The 16959-nt window shown below is 71.6% G+C and carries 17 protein-coding genes; 14 read left to right on the top strand and 3 right to left on the bottom strand.

All coding sequences use genetic code 11. The annotated features are described in order from the left end of the window. The first annotated feature begins 238 nt into the window (after window positions 1–238). Complete coding sequence (locus tag J2Z30_RS06875; RefSeq protein WP_044582383.1) at window positions 239–694, top strand: DUF6010 family protein; 456 nt, start codon at window positions 239–241, stop codon at window positions 692–694. A gap of 70 nt (window positions 695–764) precedes the next feature. On the opposite strand, the gene J2Z30_RS06870 is transcribed toward J2Z30_RS06875, so the two are convergent. Continuing rightward, window positions 765–2276: an FAD-dependent oxidoreductase gene (locus J2Z30_RS06870; RefSeq protein ID WP_107073424.1), complete on the bottom strand. Its 1512-nt coding sequence runs from the start codon at window positions 2274–2276 to the stop codon at window positions 765–767. Further along, complete coding sequence (locus tag J2Z30_RS06865) at window positions 2273–2773, bottom strand: hypothetical protein (RefSeq protein ID WP_063791018.1); 501 nt, start codon at window positions 2771–2773, stop codon at window positions 2273–2275. The genes J2Z30_RS06870 and J2Z30_RS06865 overlap by 4 nt, the downstream gene beginning before the upstream one ends. A 168-nt stretch (window positions 2774–2941) precedes the next feature. On the opposite strand from J2Z30_RS06865, the gene J2Z30_RS06860 reads away from it, so the two are divergent. From J2Z30_RS06860 to J2Z30_RS06835, 6 genes are all read left to right on the top strand, one after another. Then, complete coding sequence (locus J2Z30_RS06860) at window positions 2942–3841, top strand: LysR family transcriptional regulator (RefSeq protein ID WP_209468590.1); 900 nt, start codon at window positions 2942–2944, stop codon at window positions 3839–3841. 107 nt (window positions 3842–3948) lie between these two features. After that, window positions 3949–4590, top strand: coding sequence for a TetR/AcrR family transcriptional regulator (locus tag J2Z30_RS06855; protein ID WP_044579665.1), 642 nt, complete (start codon window positions 3949–3951; stop codon window positions 4588–4590). Next, window positions 4587–6089: an MFS transporter gene (locus J2Z30_RS06850; protein WP_044579664.1), complete on the top strand. Its 1503-nt coding sequence runs from the start codon at window positions 4587–4589 to the stop codon at window positions 6087–6089. The genes J2Z30_RS06855 and J2Z30_RS06850 overlap by 4 nt, the downstream gene beginning before the upstream one ends. A gap of 51 nt (window positions 6090–6140) precedes the next feature. Beyond that, window positions 6141–6599 carry a MerR family transcriptional regulator gene (locus J2Z30_RS06845; RefSeq protein WP_044579663.1) on the top strand — a complete coding sequence of 153 codons (459 nt, stop codon included), beginning with the start codon at window positions 6141–6143 and terminating at the stop codon, window positions 6597–6599. 35 nt (window positions 6600–6634) lie between these two features. Continuing rightward, entirely contained in the window at window positions 6635–7693 is a 1059-nt protein-coding gene (locus J2Z30_RS06840; RefSeq protein WP_245387695.1) for an SDR family oxidoreductase, read from the top strand. Between the two features lie 200 nt (window positions 7694–7893). Next, window positions 7894–8655 (top strand): nucleotidyltransferase domain-containing protein, encoded by a 762-nt coding sequence (locus J2Z30_RS06835; protein ID WP_209468589.1) that lies wholly within the window; start codon window positions 7894–7896, stop codon window positions 8653–8655. Window positions 8656–8773: 118 nt separating this feature from the next. Here J2Z30_RS06835 and J2Z30_RS06830 read toward each other — a convergent pair whose 3' ends face one another. Next, on the bottom strand, window positions 8774–9769 hold the full coding sequence (locus J2Z30_RS06830; RefSeq protein ID WP_078957107.1) for an EamA family transporter: 996 nt from the start codon (window positions 9767–9769) through the stop codon (window positions 8774–8776). A 68-nt stretch (window positions 9770–9837) separates the two neighbouring features. Here J2Z30_RS06830 and J2Z30_RS06825 point away from each other — a divergent pair, with 68 nt between their 5' ends. The 7 genes from J2Z30_RS06825 (at window position 9838) to J2Z30_RS06795 (ending at window position 16955) form a co-directional block, all read left to right on the top strand. Beyond that, window positions 9838–10692, top strand: coding sequence for a LysR family transcriptional regulator (locus J2Z30_RS06825; protein WP_020873904.1), 855 nt, complete (start codon window positions 9838–9840; stop codon window positions 10690–10692). 95 nt (window positions 10693–10787) lie between these two features. Next, window positions 10788–11276, top strand: coding sequence for a MarR family winged helix-turn-helix transcriptional regulator (locus J2Z30_RS06820; protein WP_044579661.1), 489 nt, complete (start codon window positions 10788–10790; stop codon window positions 11274–11276). Window positions 11277–11393: 117 nt separating this feature from the next. Then, window positions 11394–12884, top strand: coding sequence for an MFS transporter (locus J2Z30_RS06815; protein ID WP_044579660.1), 1491 nt, complete (start codon window positions 11394–11396; stop codon window positions 12882–12884). A gap of 272 nt (window positions 12885–13156) precedes the next feature. Next, the gene (locus J2Z30_RS06810; protein WP_044579658.1) at window positions 13157–13804 is read left to right on the top strand and encodes a DUF1775 domain-containing protein; all 648 of its coding nucleotides are present in this window, start codon (window positions 13157–13159) and stop codon (window positions 13802–13804) included. 77 nt (window positions 13805–13881) lie between these two features. Further along, window positions 13882–14313, top strand: coding sequence for a hypothetical protein (locus tag J2Z30_RS06805; RefSeq protein ID WP_209468588.1), 432 nt, complete (start codon window positions 13882–13884; stop codon window positions 14311–14313). Between the two features lie 81 nt (window positions 14314–14394). Further along, window positions 14395–15393, top strand: a complete 999-nt coding sequence (locus J2Z30_RS06800; RefSeq protein ID WP_209468587.1) for a LacI family DNA-binding transcriptional regulator — start codon at window positions 14395–14397, stop codon at window positions 15391–15393. 218 nt (window positions 15394–15611) lie between these two features. Then, window positions 15612–16955, top strand: a complete 1344-nt coding sequence (locus tag J2Z30_RS06795) for an ABC transporter substrate-binding protein (protein ID WP_044579653.1) — start codon at window positions 15612–15614, stop codon at window positions 16953–16955. Window positions 16956–16959 lie beyond the last annotated feature (4 nt).

Raw genomic sequence — 16959 nt, 5'->3', positions numbered from 1 at the left:
CCTGAGCGTGGCCGGGCGGAGGCCCCCCCCCGGCGATGATCCGGCCCCGGCGATTATCCGTTGGAACGTGTCGGGAATGGCCCTGTGGAGCGGCCGGGGGCGGATCTAGCGTGGTGAACCGTCGCCGCGCCGGTTCCCGGTCGCGCCACCGGCCCGTCCGTGGAGGTGGCACGGACGGTGTGTTTCGCCGTACCAGGGCGGCCAACCTCCCGTCACCCGCAGGAAGTTCTTCCGCATGATCCAATACATCGCTCCGGTCTTCATCGGTGTCCTCTACGCGCTCCTGATGTCCCTGATCCGCGAACCCCACCGACGGCGCTTCAACGCGATCATGGTCGGCGGAGCGGGTGCCGCCTACCTCAGCGGCGGTGGCCTGGACGGCTGGGAGTTCGCCTTCACCGTGGTCGCCACCTATGTGGCCTACCGTGGCCTGGAGTCGTGGACCTTCATCGGCATCGGCTGGCTGCTGCACACCGCGTGGGACATCGTGCACCACATCAAGGGCAACCCCATCGTCCCCTTCGCCCATGGCTCGTCGCTGGGCTGTGCGATCTGCGATCCGGTCATCGCGCTGTGGTGTTTCCGGGGCGGCCCGTCGCCGCTCCGGATCCTCCGCAAGGGACGGCCGGAGGAACCACCCGCCACCGCCCTGCCCGGCTCCCAGTCCGCCAGGCAGGCGGCGGGGAACGGATGAGGGCATCGGCGCCGGGCCGCCCGCCCGGCGCCATCCCTCCATCCCCTGTTCAGCCCCGGCATCTCCCTGTTCAGCCCCCGGCGCGGACCGCTTCGGCGGCCGGGCCGGTCCAGGCCCGCCATGTGGTGTGCCAGCCGTCGGGACCGTCCGTACGGACCCCGGGTCCCGCCCAGGCGATATAGCCGTCGGGGCGGACCAGCAGGGCGGGGCCGGAGTCGGTGCGTCCGGCCTGGGGCACCGTGGTGTCGACACGCGACGCGCCCTTCTCGCGGATCAGCAGAAAGCCACCGGCCCGCTGCAGTTCGGGCAACCTGCCCTCGGCGAGGGGCACTTCGGTGGCGCGGGTGCCCACCAGCGCGTGCCGGCGCCGTCCGCGCGGATAGCGCAGGGTGACTGCGGTGAAGCTTCCGGCGATGGTGTCGCGCACCCGGCCGACGCCCAGCAGGGCCGGGGCCAGATGGTCGCGCAGCCACCGTGCCGGGCGCGGCCCGAGGGTGGCGGCGCGCATCATGGCCCCGCTCTGGAGCAGGACACGGCGGCCGACGGGGTGGCGCTCCCGGTGGTAGGTGTCCAGGATGGCCGGGTCGGCGCCGCCGAGGGCGAGGTCGAGTTTCCAGGCGAGGTTGGCCGCGTCCTGGATACCGGTGTTCATGCCCTGGCCGCCCATCGGGGAGTGTACGTGGGCGGCGTCCCCGGCGAGGAAGACCCGGCCGTGCCGGTACGAGCGGACCTGGCGTTCCTCGCAGTGGAACCGGGAGTGCCAGCCGATCTCACGCACTCCGACGTCGCGCCCCATGGCCTCGGCCAGTACCCGGGTGACCTCCCCCTCCTCCACCGCGGCCCGGTCGGGCAGTTGGTGGCGACGGTCCCAGGTCATCGACCGGTACCAGCCGGGGCGCGCCTTCCCGTACGGCACGAGGAAGCCGAAGACCTCGGGGGTGTTGCCCAGGGTGAGCCCGTTTCCCGCCGGGCCGTCGGTGAGGCGGACGTCGGCCAGTACCACGGAGTTCAGGACCGTCTTGCCGGGGAAGTCGGCGCCCAGGAGGTCGCGGACGGTGCTGTGTGCCCCGTCCGCCCCCACGACGTACCGGGCTCGCCACGTGGACGCGGGTCCGCCGCCGTTGGTGCGGGCGGTGACAGTGACCGCGTCGGCTTCCTGTGCGACGCCGGTGACCTCGGTGCCGCGCAGCACCTGGGCGCCCTGGTCGCGGGCGTAGCGTTCGAGCGCCTGGTCCACGTTGGTCTGCGGGGTGATCATCCCGTATCGGTGGCGGGAGGGCAGATGTGTCAGGTCGAGCGTGGCGCCCGCGAACAGGTGGACGGCTTCGGTGGTGTTCGCCTCGGCCAGGAGGCCGTCCGCCAGACCGCGGCTGTCGAGGACTTCCAGCGTGCGCGGCATGGTGACGAAGGCACGGCTGGACGGATGGATCGCCGGCCGGCGTTCCAGCACGGTGACCGCGCGTCCGGCTCGGGCCAGATCCCCGGCCAGGGTCATTCCGGTCGGCCCGCCGCCGACGACGAGCACATCCGTGGGGTGGAGGTCCGGATTCGCCTCCTCGTGGGGCCGGGACGGGGCGGTCACCGCGTCTCCCTCTGGCCGTGGGCGGCTTCGGGGCGGGCGGCGTTGCCGGGGTTCTTCTTCGCGGCCTCCTCGAGGTCACGGGGGATGTCGAGGGGAACGGTGGACGCCGGGCCGGGGTAGTGGCGGCGGATGTCGTCAGGGGTGGCCGCGGCGGAGTGGTTGAAGATGAACCGCGCGTGGGGCAGCGCGGTGTGGACGAGGTTGACGATGGATTCGAAGAGCAGCGTGTTGCCTGCGGTGAGCCGTACCCCGGCGCCGATGAGGACCGCGTCGTAGCGCTTGCGGCCGAGCATGGCGCGGATGGTGCCGAGGGCGGTCTCCCCGAAGTCGATCTGACATCCGTCCGCCTCGTATCCGGCGTCGCGCAACAGGGCGAGGTTGTCGTCGTTGGCGGCGCGCAACCTCTCCCGAGTCAGACCGGCGAAGGCGGCGAACTCCGGCGCCTCGTAGTCGATGGCATCGGGGTGGAGCCCGATCTGGATGGCCGAGACGCTCATGACGATGGACGCCTTTCGTGGTGAAGTGCGTTGGAGCACGGGGAAGTTGGGGGAATGCGGCGTCGAACCGGGCCGTCCGGCCGGGGCGTTCCGCTTCCCCTCCACGGTGGCGGGCCCATAGGTATCGTGTCCAACGATGATGTGTGCTGTGTGGCATCGCGAATGGAGATGACAGTGGAGCTCCGGCAGCTGGCGTACTTCGTCGCGGTGGCCGAGGAGCGCAGCTTCACCCGCGGCGCCCAGCGGGAACACGTCGTCCAGTCGGCGGCCTCCGCCGCCGTGGCCCGGCTGGAGCAGGAGTTCCAGACCGCGCTCTTCGACCGTTCGCACCGCACCCTGGAACTGACCACCGCGGGGCGCACGCTGCTGACCCGGGCCCGGATCCTGCTCGCGGAGGCGCAGCGGGCGCGCGATGACATGGGCCGTCTCACCGGGGGGCTCAGCGGCACGGTCACGCTCGGGACGGTCCTGTCCACCGGCTCGTTCGACCTGATCGGCGCTTTGAGCGCGTTTCAGGCCGAGCATCCCGATGTCGTGGTGCGGCTGCGCCACTCGACCGGTCCGCTGGCCGGACACGCCACCGCCCTGCGCGAGGGCAGGTTCGACCTCATGCTGCTGCCCGTGCCCCCGCACGGCCCCGCCGTCCTCGGCCCGGATCTGGTCATCGATGACGTGTCGCGGATACCCCTCGGGCTGGCCTGCCGCGCCGACGACCCCCTCGCCGAGGCCCGCGGCGTGACCTACGCCGACCTCGCCGAGCGCCGCTTCATCGACTTCCCCGCGGGGTGGGGCGACCGCACCATCGTCGACAGCCTCTTCGGCACCGCCGGAGTCCAGCGCACCGTGGCGCTGGAGGTCGTGGACACCACCACCGCCCTGACCATGGTCCGGCGGCGTCTCGGGCTCGCCTTCGTGGCCGAGGAGACCATCGCCTCGCAGCCCGGCCTCACCCAGGTCGATCTCGCCGATCCGCCGCCGCTCCACGGTCTCGGCCTCGCCGCCTCGCGCAACCATCCCCCGTCCGAGGCGGGCCGCGCCCTGCGCCGGACCCTGCTCGCCGCGCGCTGACCGACGACGTCGCAGCCGAAGGTCTCGCTGCGGCCCCCACCGCCACTCCCCTCGCGGCCGCGCGTCGCGCATTGACGGAGTGAGTACTCACTCCGTACCGTATCCGCATGGCAGAGAAGGCAGAGAACCCCTCCACCCCGCCCCGTCGCCGTGCTCCGGCCATGGATCCCGATCAGCGCCGCGCGATGATCGTCGCCGCGGCGCTCCCCCTCGTCGTCGAATACGGCGCCTCCGTGACGACCGCGAAGATCGCCCGCGCAGCGGGCATCGGTGAAGGCACGATCTTCCGGGTCTTCGAGGACAAGGACGCCCTGCTCGCGGCCTGTATGGCCGAAGCCGTACGGCCCGATGACACCGTGGCCCATCTGGAGTCGATCGCCCTGGACCAGCCCCTGGCGGACCGGCTCGCCGAGGCGGCCGATGTGGTGCGCGGGCACCTGGGCCGCATCGGCGCGGTCGCCGGAGCGCTCGCGGCGGCCGGGCGGCTGGAGCGCATGGCGCCCAAGCCCGGCAAGGACGGCCGCCTCCCGGACCGCGAGGCGAGCCTGGTCCGGCCGCGCGCGGCGCTGGCCGCGCTGTTCGAACCCGACCGGGACCACCTGCGGCTCGCCCCGGAACGGCTCGCCGACGCCTTCCAGCTGACGCTGATGTCGGCCGGGCGCCTCGGCGCCCCCGACCCGCTGACCACCGAGGAAGTCGTGGACCTCTTCCTGCACGGCGCGCTCGCGGCGCCCCGGGAGGCCCGGTGACCGGACCCGACGCGTACGAGGCGCTCCCGCCCCGCCGCCGGACCCTGGTCACGCTCGCCCTTCTGGGCTGCGCCTTCCTGGCCATGCTGGACGGCACCGTGGTCGGCACCGCGCTGCCCCGCATCGTCGAGCAGATCGGCGGAGGGGACTCCTGGTACGTCTGGCTCGTCACCGCCTACCTGCTGACCTCCTCGGTCAGCGTGCCGGTCTACGGCCGCTTCTCCGACCTCCACGGCCGCCGCCGGCTGCTGATCGGCGGGCTCGCCGTCTTCCTGCTCGGCTCGGTCGCCTGCGGCCTGTCCGCCTCGATGCCCGCCCTGATCCTCTCTCGCGCGCTCCAGGGCCTGGGCGCGGGATCCCTGCTGACCCTCGGCATGGCGCTGGTCCGCGACCTCCACCCACCGTCCCGCCCCCAGGGGCTGATCCGGATGCAGACGGCGATGGCCGCCATGATGATCCTGGGCATGGTGGGCGGCCCGCTCCTCGGCGGGTTACTCGCCGACCACATCGGCTGGCGCTGGGCGTTCTGGCTCAACCTCCCGCTCGGGCTGGCCGCGGGCGCCGTCATCGCCCTGGCCCTGCCCGACCGCCGTCCCGCCACCCGGCCGTCCGGCCGACTCGACGTGGCGGGGATCCTCCTGCTCGCCGCCGGGCTCTCCCTCGCGCTGACCGGCCTCAGCCTCAAGGGGAACGCGACAGCCGGACACGCGCCCTCCTGGACGGACCCGGCCGTGCTGAGCTGTCTGCTCGGCGGTCTGGTGCTGCTCGCCACGCTCATACCGGTCGAGCGGCGGGCCGCCGTCCCCGTCCTGCCCCTGCGGCTGTTCCGGCACCGCACCTACACCGCCCTGCTGACCGCCGGTTTCTTTTTCCAGGTCGCCGCGCTGCCGGTGGGGATCTTCCTGCCGCTGTACTTCCAGCACATCCGCGGCCACTCGGCCACCGCCTCCGGTCTGCTGCTGCTCCCCCTGCTCATCGGCATGACCCTCGGCAACCGGCTCACCGCCGCCACCGTGCTGCGCAGCGGGCACGTCAAGCCGGTCCTCCTGATCGGCGCGGGGCTGCTCACCGCCGGTACCGCCGCCTTCGTCGCCCTGCGGGCCACGACACCTCTCGCGCTGACGTCCGTTCTGCTGCTGCTCGTCGGGCTCGGCGCCGGACCGGCCATGGGCGGGCTCACCATCGCCACCCAGAGCGCCGTCCCGCGTGCGGACATGGGCACCGCCACCGCGGGCTCCGCGCTCACCAAGCAGATCGGTGGCGCGGTCGGCCTGGCCAGTGCCCAGTCCCTGATCGGCCACTCCGGCGCGGCCGCGCCCACCGCCACAGCCATCGGCTCCACCGTCGCCTGGAGCGGCGGCGCGGCCGGGCTCCTCGCCCTCGGGGCACTGCTCCTCATGCGGGACGTCCCCATCGCCACGGCCGGAAGGCGCCCCGGCGCGACCGCTCCCCCGTCCGCCGTCGCCGCGGCGGCGCGGAACGCCGACCGTCCCACTTGATCGCGAGCGCTCACTTGACCTCAAGCGCTTCAAGTGTCGGATGCTCGACATATGACGGCGACAGAGACAGAGACCGAGGTCCGGGGCTCCCCGATGACCATCCAGCAGGTATCGAGGCTGAGCGGCCTTTCCGAGCCGACACTGCGCTACTACGAGAAGATCGGCCTGATCCCCGCGGTGGACCGGGACCGGGACAGTGGCCACCGGCGCTACCACCCCCGCGTGGTGGAGACGATCAGGTCGCTGGGGTGTCTGAGATCCACCGGCATGAGCGTGCGGGACATGCGTGCCTACCTCAGCCTCCTCGACGAGGGCGCGCAGGGCGTGGTTCCGCTGCGCGACCTCTTCCAGCGCAACGCGGACCGCCTGGAGCAGGAGATCGCGCTCATGAAGGTGCGCCTGCGCTATCTACAACTCAAAGCGGACATGTGGGACGCACGGGAGCGCGCCGACGCCGACGCGGAGCGGCAGGCGATCGACGAGCTCATGGACGTCATGGACGCGCTGTGACAGAAACCGTTCGGGAAAGGAATACAGAGCAAACCATGGAAGGCAAGACGATCCCCATGCCCGCTGACGCCGGTGCCGACGCCGGTGGTGGCGAACTCGTCCTGGTGACAGGAGGCAGCGGCTATCTCGGCACCCATGTGATCAGCGGCCTGCTGCGGAGCGGCCATCGGGTCCGCACCACGGTCCGTTCGCACGGCCGGGAAAGCAGCGCCGCCGCGAGCGTCCGGTCGGCCGTCGCGGCCTCCGGTGTCGATCCCGGCGGGCGGCTCGACATCGTGAGCGCCGACCTGACCGCGGATGACGGCTGGGACGACGCGATGGCGGGGTGTACGCACGTCCACCACGTCGCGTCACCGTTCCCCTCCGTCCAGCCGGACAACGCCGACGAGCTGATCGTCCCCGCGCGGGACGGCACCCTCCGTGTGCTGAGGGCCGCACGGGACCACGGTGTGAAGCGGCTCGTGATGACGTCCTCGTTCGCCGCGGTGGGGTACAGCCACAAGGACGGTGACGAGTACGACGAGAGCGACTGGACCGACCCCGAGGACGACAACCCGCCCTACATCCGCTCGAAGGCCATCGCGGAGCGGGCCGCCTGGGACTTCGTGGCGAAGGAGGGGGACGGCCTCGAACTGACGGTGATCAACCCGACCGGCATCTTCGGTCCGGCACTCGGCCCCCGGCTGTCCGCCTCCACGGAACACGTCCGGGCGATGCTGGAGGGGGCGATGTCGGCCGTCCCCCGCGCACACTTCGGGATGGTGGACGTACGCGATGTCGCCGAGCTCCACCTCCGGGCCATGACACATCCCGCCGCGGCCGGCCAGCGCTTCCTCGCCAGCGGCGACCGGGCCGTCAGCTTCCTGTGGATCGCCCGGGTGCTGGCCGAGCACCTCGGCGAGCGCGCCGCCCGGGTGCCCACGCGGGAGTTCGACGACGACCGAGCGCGGAAGGCGGTCGGCGTGACGGAGCGGGTACCGATCCTGCGCACCGAGAAGGCGCGTTCCGTGTTCGGCTGGACCCCGCGCGACCCGGTGACGACGATCCTCGACACCGCGGAGAGCCTGTTCCGTCTGGGCCTGGTGAAGGGCTGATCCACCCCTGGTCCGTACCGCCCCGCCGTCCATCGGTGTTCCCCCGCCGTGGGTTCCCTGGCGGGGGCGGTAAGGTCGGCGTCATGGAGTGATGACCCGGCACACCGATCCGTATGAACGCCGCCGTCAGAGCCTGTGCTCCGGCGTGTGTTCGGTGTGCCCGCGGCACCCGTCATCCACTTCACACGATCGGAATCCGTATGACCGACGAGATGACCGACGACATGTTCCTCGACGATGTCGCCGAACGGCTCGCCGCCCTGCCCGCCGTACACGCCGTCACCCTCGGGGGCTCGCGTGCGCAGGGCACCCACACCCCGGAGAGCGACTGGGACCTGGCCCTGTACTACCGGGGCGGCTTCGACCCGGCCACGCTGCGGGCCGTCGGCTGGGAGGGCGAGGTCTCCGAGCTCGGCGAGTGGGGCGGTGGTGTCTTCAACGGGGGCGCCTGGCTGACCGTCGACGGACGGCGCGTGGACATCCACTACCGCGACCTCGAGGTGGTGGAACACGAACTCGCCGAGTCGCGGCAGGGCCGCTTCCACTGGGAGCCGCTGATGTTCCACCTCGCGGGCATCCCCAGCTATCTGGTGGTGGCCGAACTCGCCCTCAACCAGGTGCTGCGGGGCACTCTGCCCCGGCCCGAGTACCCGGGGGCGCTGCGTGAGGCGGCGCCCCCTGCGTGGCGCGGGCGCGCGGCCTTGACTCTGCGGTACGCCTCGGCCGCGTACGTGGCACGTGGCCAGGCCACCGAGGTCGCGGGGGCGGTGGCGACCGCCGCCCTGCAGACGGCGCACGCGGTGCTGGCGGCGCGCGGTGAGTGGGTGACCAACGAGAAGCGGCTCCTCCAGCGGGCGGACCTGCGTACCGTCGACACGATCGTGGCGGAGCTGCGGCCGGAGCCCACCGCCCTGGCCGAGGCGATCGCCGCGGCGGAGGCGCTGTTCGAGGCCACGGGCTGAGCGGTGGCCTGACGCGGGCTGAGCGGTGGCCTGACGCCGCCTGAGCGGTGGCCTGGGGGCGGAGCGCGCCTCCGCCCCCAGGTCCAGGCCATCCGATGCGCCGGGCCACCCCCGCTGGTCACCCGCGCCGGGTGAGGATGCTCAGCGCGTTGGCCGCGACGATGGCGCCCACACTGGTCCACTCCGTCCATCCCAGGCTCTGCCCCAGGCCGACCCAGCCGACCAGTGCGGCCAGGACGGGGTTGACGCTCATGAAGAGCCCGAACGCCTGGGCGGGCACGCGGCGCAGCGTGAACAGGTCCGCGAGGTACGGCACGGCAGAGGAGAGGACGCCCGCGATGATGGCGTACGCCGCGGCGCTCACGGTCGGCGGCTGGTGGACGGCGACGGCGATCCCGACCGGCAGGAACATCAGCGCGGAGATCCCCGCGGCCGCCGCCGGCCCCTGGGCGCCCGGGACTCGCCGCCCCACGGCGCGGTTGAGCAGGATGTACGACGCCCAGCACACGGCGGCCAGCAACCCCAGCCCCATGCCCAGATAGTCGGCCGAGGGCCGCGGGCGCATGAGGGCCACCACGGCGGCCGCCGCGACGAGCGCACAGCAGGCGTCCACGCGGCGCCGAGAGCCGGCGAGCGCGATGCACAGCGGGCCGAGGAACTCCAGGGTCACCGCCAGGCCGAGGCCGATGCGGTCGATGGCGCTGTACAGGGACAGATTCATGGTGCCGAACACCACGGCGAGCCCCACCACCGGCCGCCACTGCCACCAGGTGAAGCTCCGCAGCCGGGGCCTGCCGACGGCCAGCAGGACGATCGCGGCCACGTACTGGCGGACGGCGACGACCCCGACCGGGCCGATGGCGGGGAAGGCCTGGGATCCGATCGCGGCACCGGTCTGGTTGGACAGCCCGCTGCCGATCATCGTGGCCACCCCGGCGAACCGCCGTCCGGTCGGCCGCCGATCAAGGTCAGAGGCCGGGCCCTGCTCCAGGCCCGGGTCCAGGCCCGAGTCCAGGACCGGCCCCGGGTCGGAGCCGGCAGGGGTCGGCACGGTCCGGTGCGCGGTTTCCGTCGCTCGTGGGAACGGGGTGCGTGACGCGGGGGCGAGTCGCATGCGTCGATCGTGCGCCCGGCCCATGCATGCGCAAAATGCGTCCGGCGCCCTATCTATACGCTGGGCGTATGGATGTGGAGCTGCGGCAACTGCGCTGCCTCGTCACGATCGTCGACGAGGGCACCTTCACCGACGCCGCCATCGCGCTCGGCGTCTCCCAGGCGGCCGTGTCCCGGGCCGTGGCCGCGCTCGAACGCGCCCTGGGCACACGGCTGTTGCGGCGCACCTCCCGCGAGGTGACCCCGACGGGCACCGGGCTGCGCGTGGTGGCACACGCCCGGCGGGTGCTGGCCGAGGTGGACGGCCTGATCCGGGAGGCCGTATCGGGCCACGCCCATCTGCGGATCGGCTACGCCTGGTCCGCGCTCGGCCGCCACACCCCCGCCTTCCAGCGCCGCTGGGCCCAGGCGTATCCCGAGACGGAGCTGCACCTCGTCCGCGTCAATTCCGCCACCGCGGGGTTGACGGAGGGCGCCTGCGACCTCGCCGTGGTGCGCAGACCGCTCGACGAGCGCCGCTTCGACTCCGCCATCGTCGGGCTGGAGCGGCGGCTGTGCGCCGTGGCCGCCGACGACCCGCTGGCCAGGCGCCGCTCGGTCCGGCTTGCCGACCTCAGCGGGCGCACCCTGCTGGTCGACCGCAGGACCGGCACCACCACCGCGGAGCTGTGGCCGCCCGACTCCCGGCCGGCCACGGAGGAGACCCACGACGTGGAGGACTGGCTCACCGTGATCTCCGCGGGCCGCTGCGTCGGGATGACGGCGGAGTCCACCGCCAACCAGTATCCGAGGCCCGGAATCGCCTACCGGCCGGTCCGCGACGCCGAGCCGATCGCGGTACGCCTCGCCTGGTGGCGGGACGACCCGCACCCCGCCACTCAGACCGCGGTCGAGTTGCTCACCACTCTCTACCGCAACGGCTGACCCCCGCCCCGGTCCCCCAGCCTCCTGGCCCCCCGCCTGCCCGGATGGACTGTTCCGGATAATCCAGTACGGATCGAATTGTTACCCTGGGCCACATGACCGCCATGGCGCCCACCAAGACCGAACCCGACCTGTCGTTCCTCCTCGACCACACCAGCCACGTCCTCCGCACCCAGATGTCGGCCGCGCTCGCCGAGATCGGGCTGACGTCGCGGATGCACTGCGTACTGGTCCATGCCCTGGAGGAGGAGCGCACCCAGGCGCAGCTCGCCGAGATCGGCGACATGGACAAGACCACGATGGTGGTGACGGTGGACGCCCTGGAGAAGGCGGGCCTCGCGGAGCGGCGTGCCTCCGCCCAGGATCGCCGGGCCCGGATCATCGCGGTCACCGAGGAGGGTGCGCGGATCGCCGAGCGGAGCCAGGAGATCGTGGACCGCGTCCACCGCGAGGCCCTGACAGCGCTCCCCGAGACCCAACGCGCCGCACTGGTATGTGCGTTGACCCGGCTGTCCGAGGGGCATCTGGCCACGCCCACCGAGAGCCCCCGCCCGACCCGGAGGGCGCGGCAGCGCGAGAAGTAGAGCGGAGACACTCGCGCGGCCGTCACGCGGCCGCTCAGGTAGGGCCGAAACAAATAGTCTGCAACAAAACCATCTGCTACGGTCACTCCTGTCGCGCCTACTGACAGGAGTGCCCGCATGTCCGCCACCTCTTCCGAACCGGCGTCTCCCCGCGTTCCCCCTTCACGCCAACTGGCCCTCGGGGTCATCGCCACCGGCATGCTGATGGTGATCCTCGACGGCAGCATCGTGACCGTGGCCATGCCCGCCATCCAGAGCGATCTGGGATTCTCCCCAGCCGGGCTCAGCTGGGTCGTCAACGCCTACCTGATCGCGTTCGGCGGTCTGCTGCTGCTCGGCGGCCGCATCGGCGATCTCATCGGCCGCAAGCGCGTATTCCTGGCCGGCACCGCGGTGTTCACCGCGGCCTCGCTGCTCGCGGCCGTGGCCATCTCCCCCGCGACGCTGATCGCCGCACGTTTCCTCCAGGGGGTCGGCAGCGCGATGGCCTCGGCGGTCAGCCTGGGCATCCTCGTCACGCTCTTCAGCGAACCCGCCGAACGGTCAAAGGCGATCGCCGTGTTCAGCTTCACCGGCGCCGCCGGAGCGTCGATCGGCCAGGTGCTCGGCGGCCTCCTCACCGACGCGCTCGGCTGGCACTGGATCTTCCTGATCAATCTGCCGATCGGGCTGCTGACGCTCGCGGTCGCCATACCCGTCCTGCCCGCCGACCGCGGGCCGGGCCTCGCGGCCGGCGCCGATGTCCTCGGCGCCCTGCTCGTCACGGCCGGGCTGATGCTGGGCATCTACACCGTGGTCAAGGTGGCGGACTACGGCTGGACGGCGGCGCACACACTCGCCCTCGGCGCCGTCTCGATCGTCCTGATCGCCCTGTTCCTGGTCCGCCAGGCCACTGCCCGCACCCCGCTGATGCCCCTGCGGATCCTGCGGTCGCGCGGGGTGGCGGGGGCCAATCTGGTCCAGCTCCTGATGGTGGCCGCGCTCTTCTCGTTCCAGATCCTGGTCGCCCTCTATCTGCGCAATGTGCTGGGGTACGACGCCACCAGAACCGGCCTGGCCATGCTCCCGGCCGCCATCGCCATCGGCGCGGTGTCCCTCGGCGTCTCGGCGCGGCTCAGCGCCCGCTTCGGCGACCGCGCGGTACTGCTGACCGGGCTGGCCCTCCTGACCGGGGTGCTCGGCCTGCTCGTCCGCGTCCCCGTGCACGCCCGGTACGTTCCCGACCTCCTCCCGGTGATGCTGCTCGCCGCCGGTTTCGGGCTGGCGCTCCCGGCGCTGACCAGCCTTGGAATGTCCGGCGCGAAGGAGGACGACGCCGGGCTCGTCTCCGGGCTGTTCAACACCACCCAGCAGATCGGCATGGCACTGGGCGTCGCAGTGCTGTCCACCCTGGCCGCCTCCCGCACGGACGCCCTGCTCACCCGGGGCGAGAGTCAGGCCGAGGCGCTGACCGGCGGCTATCACCTGGCCTTCGCCGTTGGAACGGGGCTCATCGTGGCGGCCTTCGCGGTGGCGTTCACCGTACTGCGGGGACCTGCGCGGAAGCCCCGGCCCCCCGCCATGCCACGGAACGCCAATCCGCCCGCCGCACCGGTCACCACCGCCTGATCGCCGCCTCCGCACCACCACCACCAGCGAAAGGTTCACTCTCATGACGACGACCGAGAACAAGAGCCCGGCGAACGTCGCCGAGACGAAGCCCGGTGCCGGACCCGCGCCCCGGCCGCTCACCGAGGAGGAACTGTCCCGGACACTGCGCGACCGACGCTGAACGTCACGCCCGGACCGTACGTACCGGGGAATGTGAACGCACCTGGTGAGCGCGCCGGGTGACCGGTGAGGAGGTTCGGGTGTCCGCCCCTTGGACGAGGAGAGATACCGTGAAAGCACATCGTCCGCCGTCCCGTCCGCGGCCGCGGCGGATCGGCGCCCTGGCCGTCGCCGCCTCGGCGCTCGTCCTCGCCACGGCGGCCCCCGCCCTGGCCCACACCGAGGTGAGCGCCTCCGACTCCCGCGCCCTGGCGAATAACGTCACGCTGACGTTCGAGTCGGAGGCGGAGGACGAGGGGGCCGGTTTCACCGAGATCCGGACCGTGTTGCCCAAGGGCATCGACCCCGGCGATGTGAAGCTGAAGCAGGCGCCGAAGGGCTGGAAGCTGAAGCCCACCGATGATGGCTACTCCGTCGGCGGCCCGGCGCTCGCACCCGGCGAGAGCGCCGAACACAGCGTTGTCGTCCGGCAGTTGCCCGACGCCACATCGCTGGCCTTCAAAACCGTGGACACCTACGAGGGCGGCAAGGTGTCCCGGTGGATCGAGGTGGCCCGCGCCGGAGAGCCGGAGCCGGAGAATCCCGCCCCGCTGCTGAAGCTCGAGGACGGCAAGAAGCCTTCGAAGACCGCGGCCTCGGACGGCGGATCCGCGTGGCCCGCCGTGGGCATCATCATCGGCGTCTGTCTGTTCGCCCTGGCCGGAGGGTTTGTGCTGTTCCAGCAGCGGCGCGGGTCGGGCGGGTCGGACACCGAATGATCCGAGGGCCGTCGGGGTCCTCGCCACGCCGAGCAGTGCGCGGGTTTGCTGTCGGGTCGAGTGGTAACGCGGTGAACATGACCGAGAAGAAGAACGCACACACTACCCGGAGCACAAACGTGAACGCGAAGGCCACCGCCACCAAGACCAAGGAGACCGCGGAAAAGGCCAAGGACACCGCGGGCAAGGCGGAGACCACGGCGAAGACCGCCGCGGCCGGCGCGGCGACGGCCGCGGCGCACACCGCTCATGTCGCCGCCGACAAGGCTCAAGTGGCCGCTGGGAAGGCCGTGACCACCGGTCGTGCCGTGACCACCGAGGCGCCCAAGAAGGCGGCCGCGGCGGCGGGTTCGGCCTGGATGACGATCAAGACACGGAAGGTTCTGGCAGCTGTCGCCGGTGCCGGTGCCGCCGCGGCGGGCACCACCACCGCGGTCGTCCTGCGCAGGCGCGCGGCTCGTCGTCGCGGCCCGCTGGCACGGCTGACCGGCGGCCGGCTCGGCTCCTGATCCGGAGCCGCCGCCGGGTCTCGCACCTTCTACGCCCCCGCTACGCAAGCGACTTGCAATTCTTGCGCTACGCTTGCGTGCATGACGCGACGACTTGCTGAAGTGGCGAAGAAGGTCGGTGTCAGCGAGGCCACGGTCAGCCGGGTCCTCAACGGCAAGCCCGGGGTCTCCGAAGCCACCCGGCAGGCGGTGCTGTCCGCGCTGGACGTCCTCGGCTATGAGCGGCCCACGCAGCTGCGGGGCGACCGGGCCCGGCTGGTGGGGCTGGTGCTGCCCGAGCTGCAGAACCCCATCTTCCCGGCGTTCGCCGAGGTCATCGGCGGGGCGTTGGCCCAGCTGGGACTGACTCCGGTGCTCTGCACGCAGACCAAGGGCGGGGTCTCGGAGGCCGATTATGTAGCCCTGCTGCTGCAACAGCAGGTCTCCGGGGTGGTGTTCGCGGGCGGGCTGTACGCGCAGGCCGACGCGGAGCATGGCCACTACCGGCAGCTCGCCGAGCGCAACATCCCGGTGGTGCTGGTCAACGCGGCCATCGAGCACCTCGGTTTCCCGGCTGTCTCCTGCGACGACGCCGTGGCGGTGGAGCAGGCGTGGCGGCATCTGGCCTCCCTCGGCCACGAGCGGATCGGACTGGTGCTCGGGCCCGGTGACCACATGCCCTCGGCGCGCAAGCTGGCCGCCGCGCGGGCGATCGCCGGCCACCTTTCGGATGAGTTCGTGGCCCGTGCGATCTTCTCGATCGAGGGCGGCCACGCCGCGGCCTCCCGGCTGATCGACCGGGGCGTCACGGGCATCATCTGCGCCAGCGACCCGCTGGCCCTGGGCGCGATACGAGCCGCGCGCCGCAAGGGGTTCGGCGTGCCGTCGCGGGTGTCCGTGGTCGGCTACGACGACTCCGCGTTCATGAACTGCACCGAGCCGCCGCTGACCACCGTCCGCCAGCCCATCGAGGCCATGGGCAGGGCGGCGGTGGAGGTGCTGAACGCGCGGATCGGCGGGGTGGCCGTACCCGCCGAGGAGCTGTTGTTCGAGCCGGAGCTGGTGGTGCGCGGCTCCACCGCCCAGGCGCCACGGGAGTGAGAGAGCGGAGGGCCGTCGAGGGGTGATCAAAAAGGCGGCCGAGAGGCGGTCGGCAGGCTCAATCCACCCCATTCGCAATGCAGTTGAATAATTACAGAATCTACGCGACATCTTGCGGGCCGATGTCGTCGGTGCTTGAGTGTGCGGCGCACTCACGGTTGTGTGCGCCCCGCTCGCGGCCGTGGGGCTTCCCTGCTCCTGTACAGAGGGGTCCACCCATGAGAAGCACCGGGTTCCGTCGTACTCTCATCGCGCTCAGCACGTTCTCCCTCGCCCTCACCGCCTGCGGCGGGTCGGGCGACGGCTCGGCGGGCGGAAAGACGCGCATCACGGTCAACTGCATGCCGCCCAAGAGCGCCAAGGTCGACCGCAGGTTCTTCGAGGAGGACATCGCCTCCTTCGAGAAGCAGAACCCGGACATCGACGTCGTCGCGCATGACGCGTTCCCCTGCCAGGACCCGAAGACGTTCGACGCCAAGCTCGCCGGCGGCCAGATGGAGAACGTCTTCTACACGTACTTCACCGACGCCGGACACGTGGTCGACATCAACCAGGCGGCCGATCTCACTCCGTACGTCAAGGAGTTGAAGAGCTACTCCACCCTCAGCAAGCAGCTGCGCGACATCTACACGGTCGACGGCAAGATCTACGGCATCCCGCGCACCGGCTACTCAATGGGTCTGATCTACAACCGCAAGCTCTTCCAGAAGGCCGGACTCGACCCCGACAAACCCCCGATGACCTGGGAGGAGGTCCGCACCGACGCCAAGAGGATCGCCGAGCTGGGCGATGGCACGGTCGGCTACGCGGACTACAGCGCCCAGAACCAGGGAGGCTGGCACTTCACCGCCGAGCTGTACTCACAGGGCGGCGACGTCGTCAGCGCGGACGGCGAGAAGGCCACCATAGACACCCCCGAGGCGCGGGCCGTGCTGCGGAACCTCCACGACATGCGCTGGGTGGACGACTCGATGGGCAGCAAGCAGCTCCTGGTCATCAACGACGCCCAGCAGCTGATGGGCTCCGGCAAGCTGGGCATGTACCTGGCCGCGCCCGACAACCTCCCCATCCTGGTGAAGGAGAAGGGCGGCAACTACAAGGACCTCGCCATCGCCCCCATGCCCGGCGGCGAGGGCACGCTCATCGGCGGCGACGGCTACATGTTCCAGAAGAAGGACACGCCCGCCCAGATCCGGGCCGGCCTCAAGTGGCTCGACCACATGTTCCTCACCCCGGGCAAGGGCTTCCTCGGCGACTACGTCCGCGCCAAGAAACAGAACGCTCCGGTGGGCCTGCCCGAGCCACGGCTGTTCACCGGCGCCGCGGACGCCAGGGACCAGCAGATCAAGAAGGCCAACGCCAATGTCCCCGTGGGCAACTACCAGACCTTCCTCGACGGCAATCAGAAGCTGCGGATGAAGATCGAGCCGCCGCACGCCCAGCAGATCTACTCCGTACTCGACGGGGCCGTCTCCGCCGTCCTCACCAAGAAGGACGCCGATATCGACCAGCTGCTGAAGGAAGCCTCCGACAAGATCGACAACATTCTGGCCCGGGGCTGACCCG

The sequence above is a fragment of the Streptomyces iranensis genome, assembly GCF_017874715.1.
GTDB lineage: Bacteria > Actinomycetota > Actinomycetes > Streptomycetales > Streptomycetaceae > Streptomyces > Streptomyces iranensis.
This window is presented reverse-complemented; position numbering and strand designations above follow the sequence as displayed.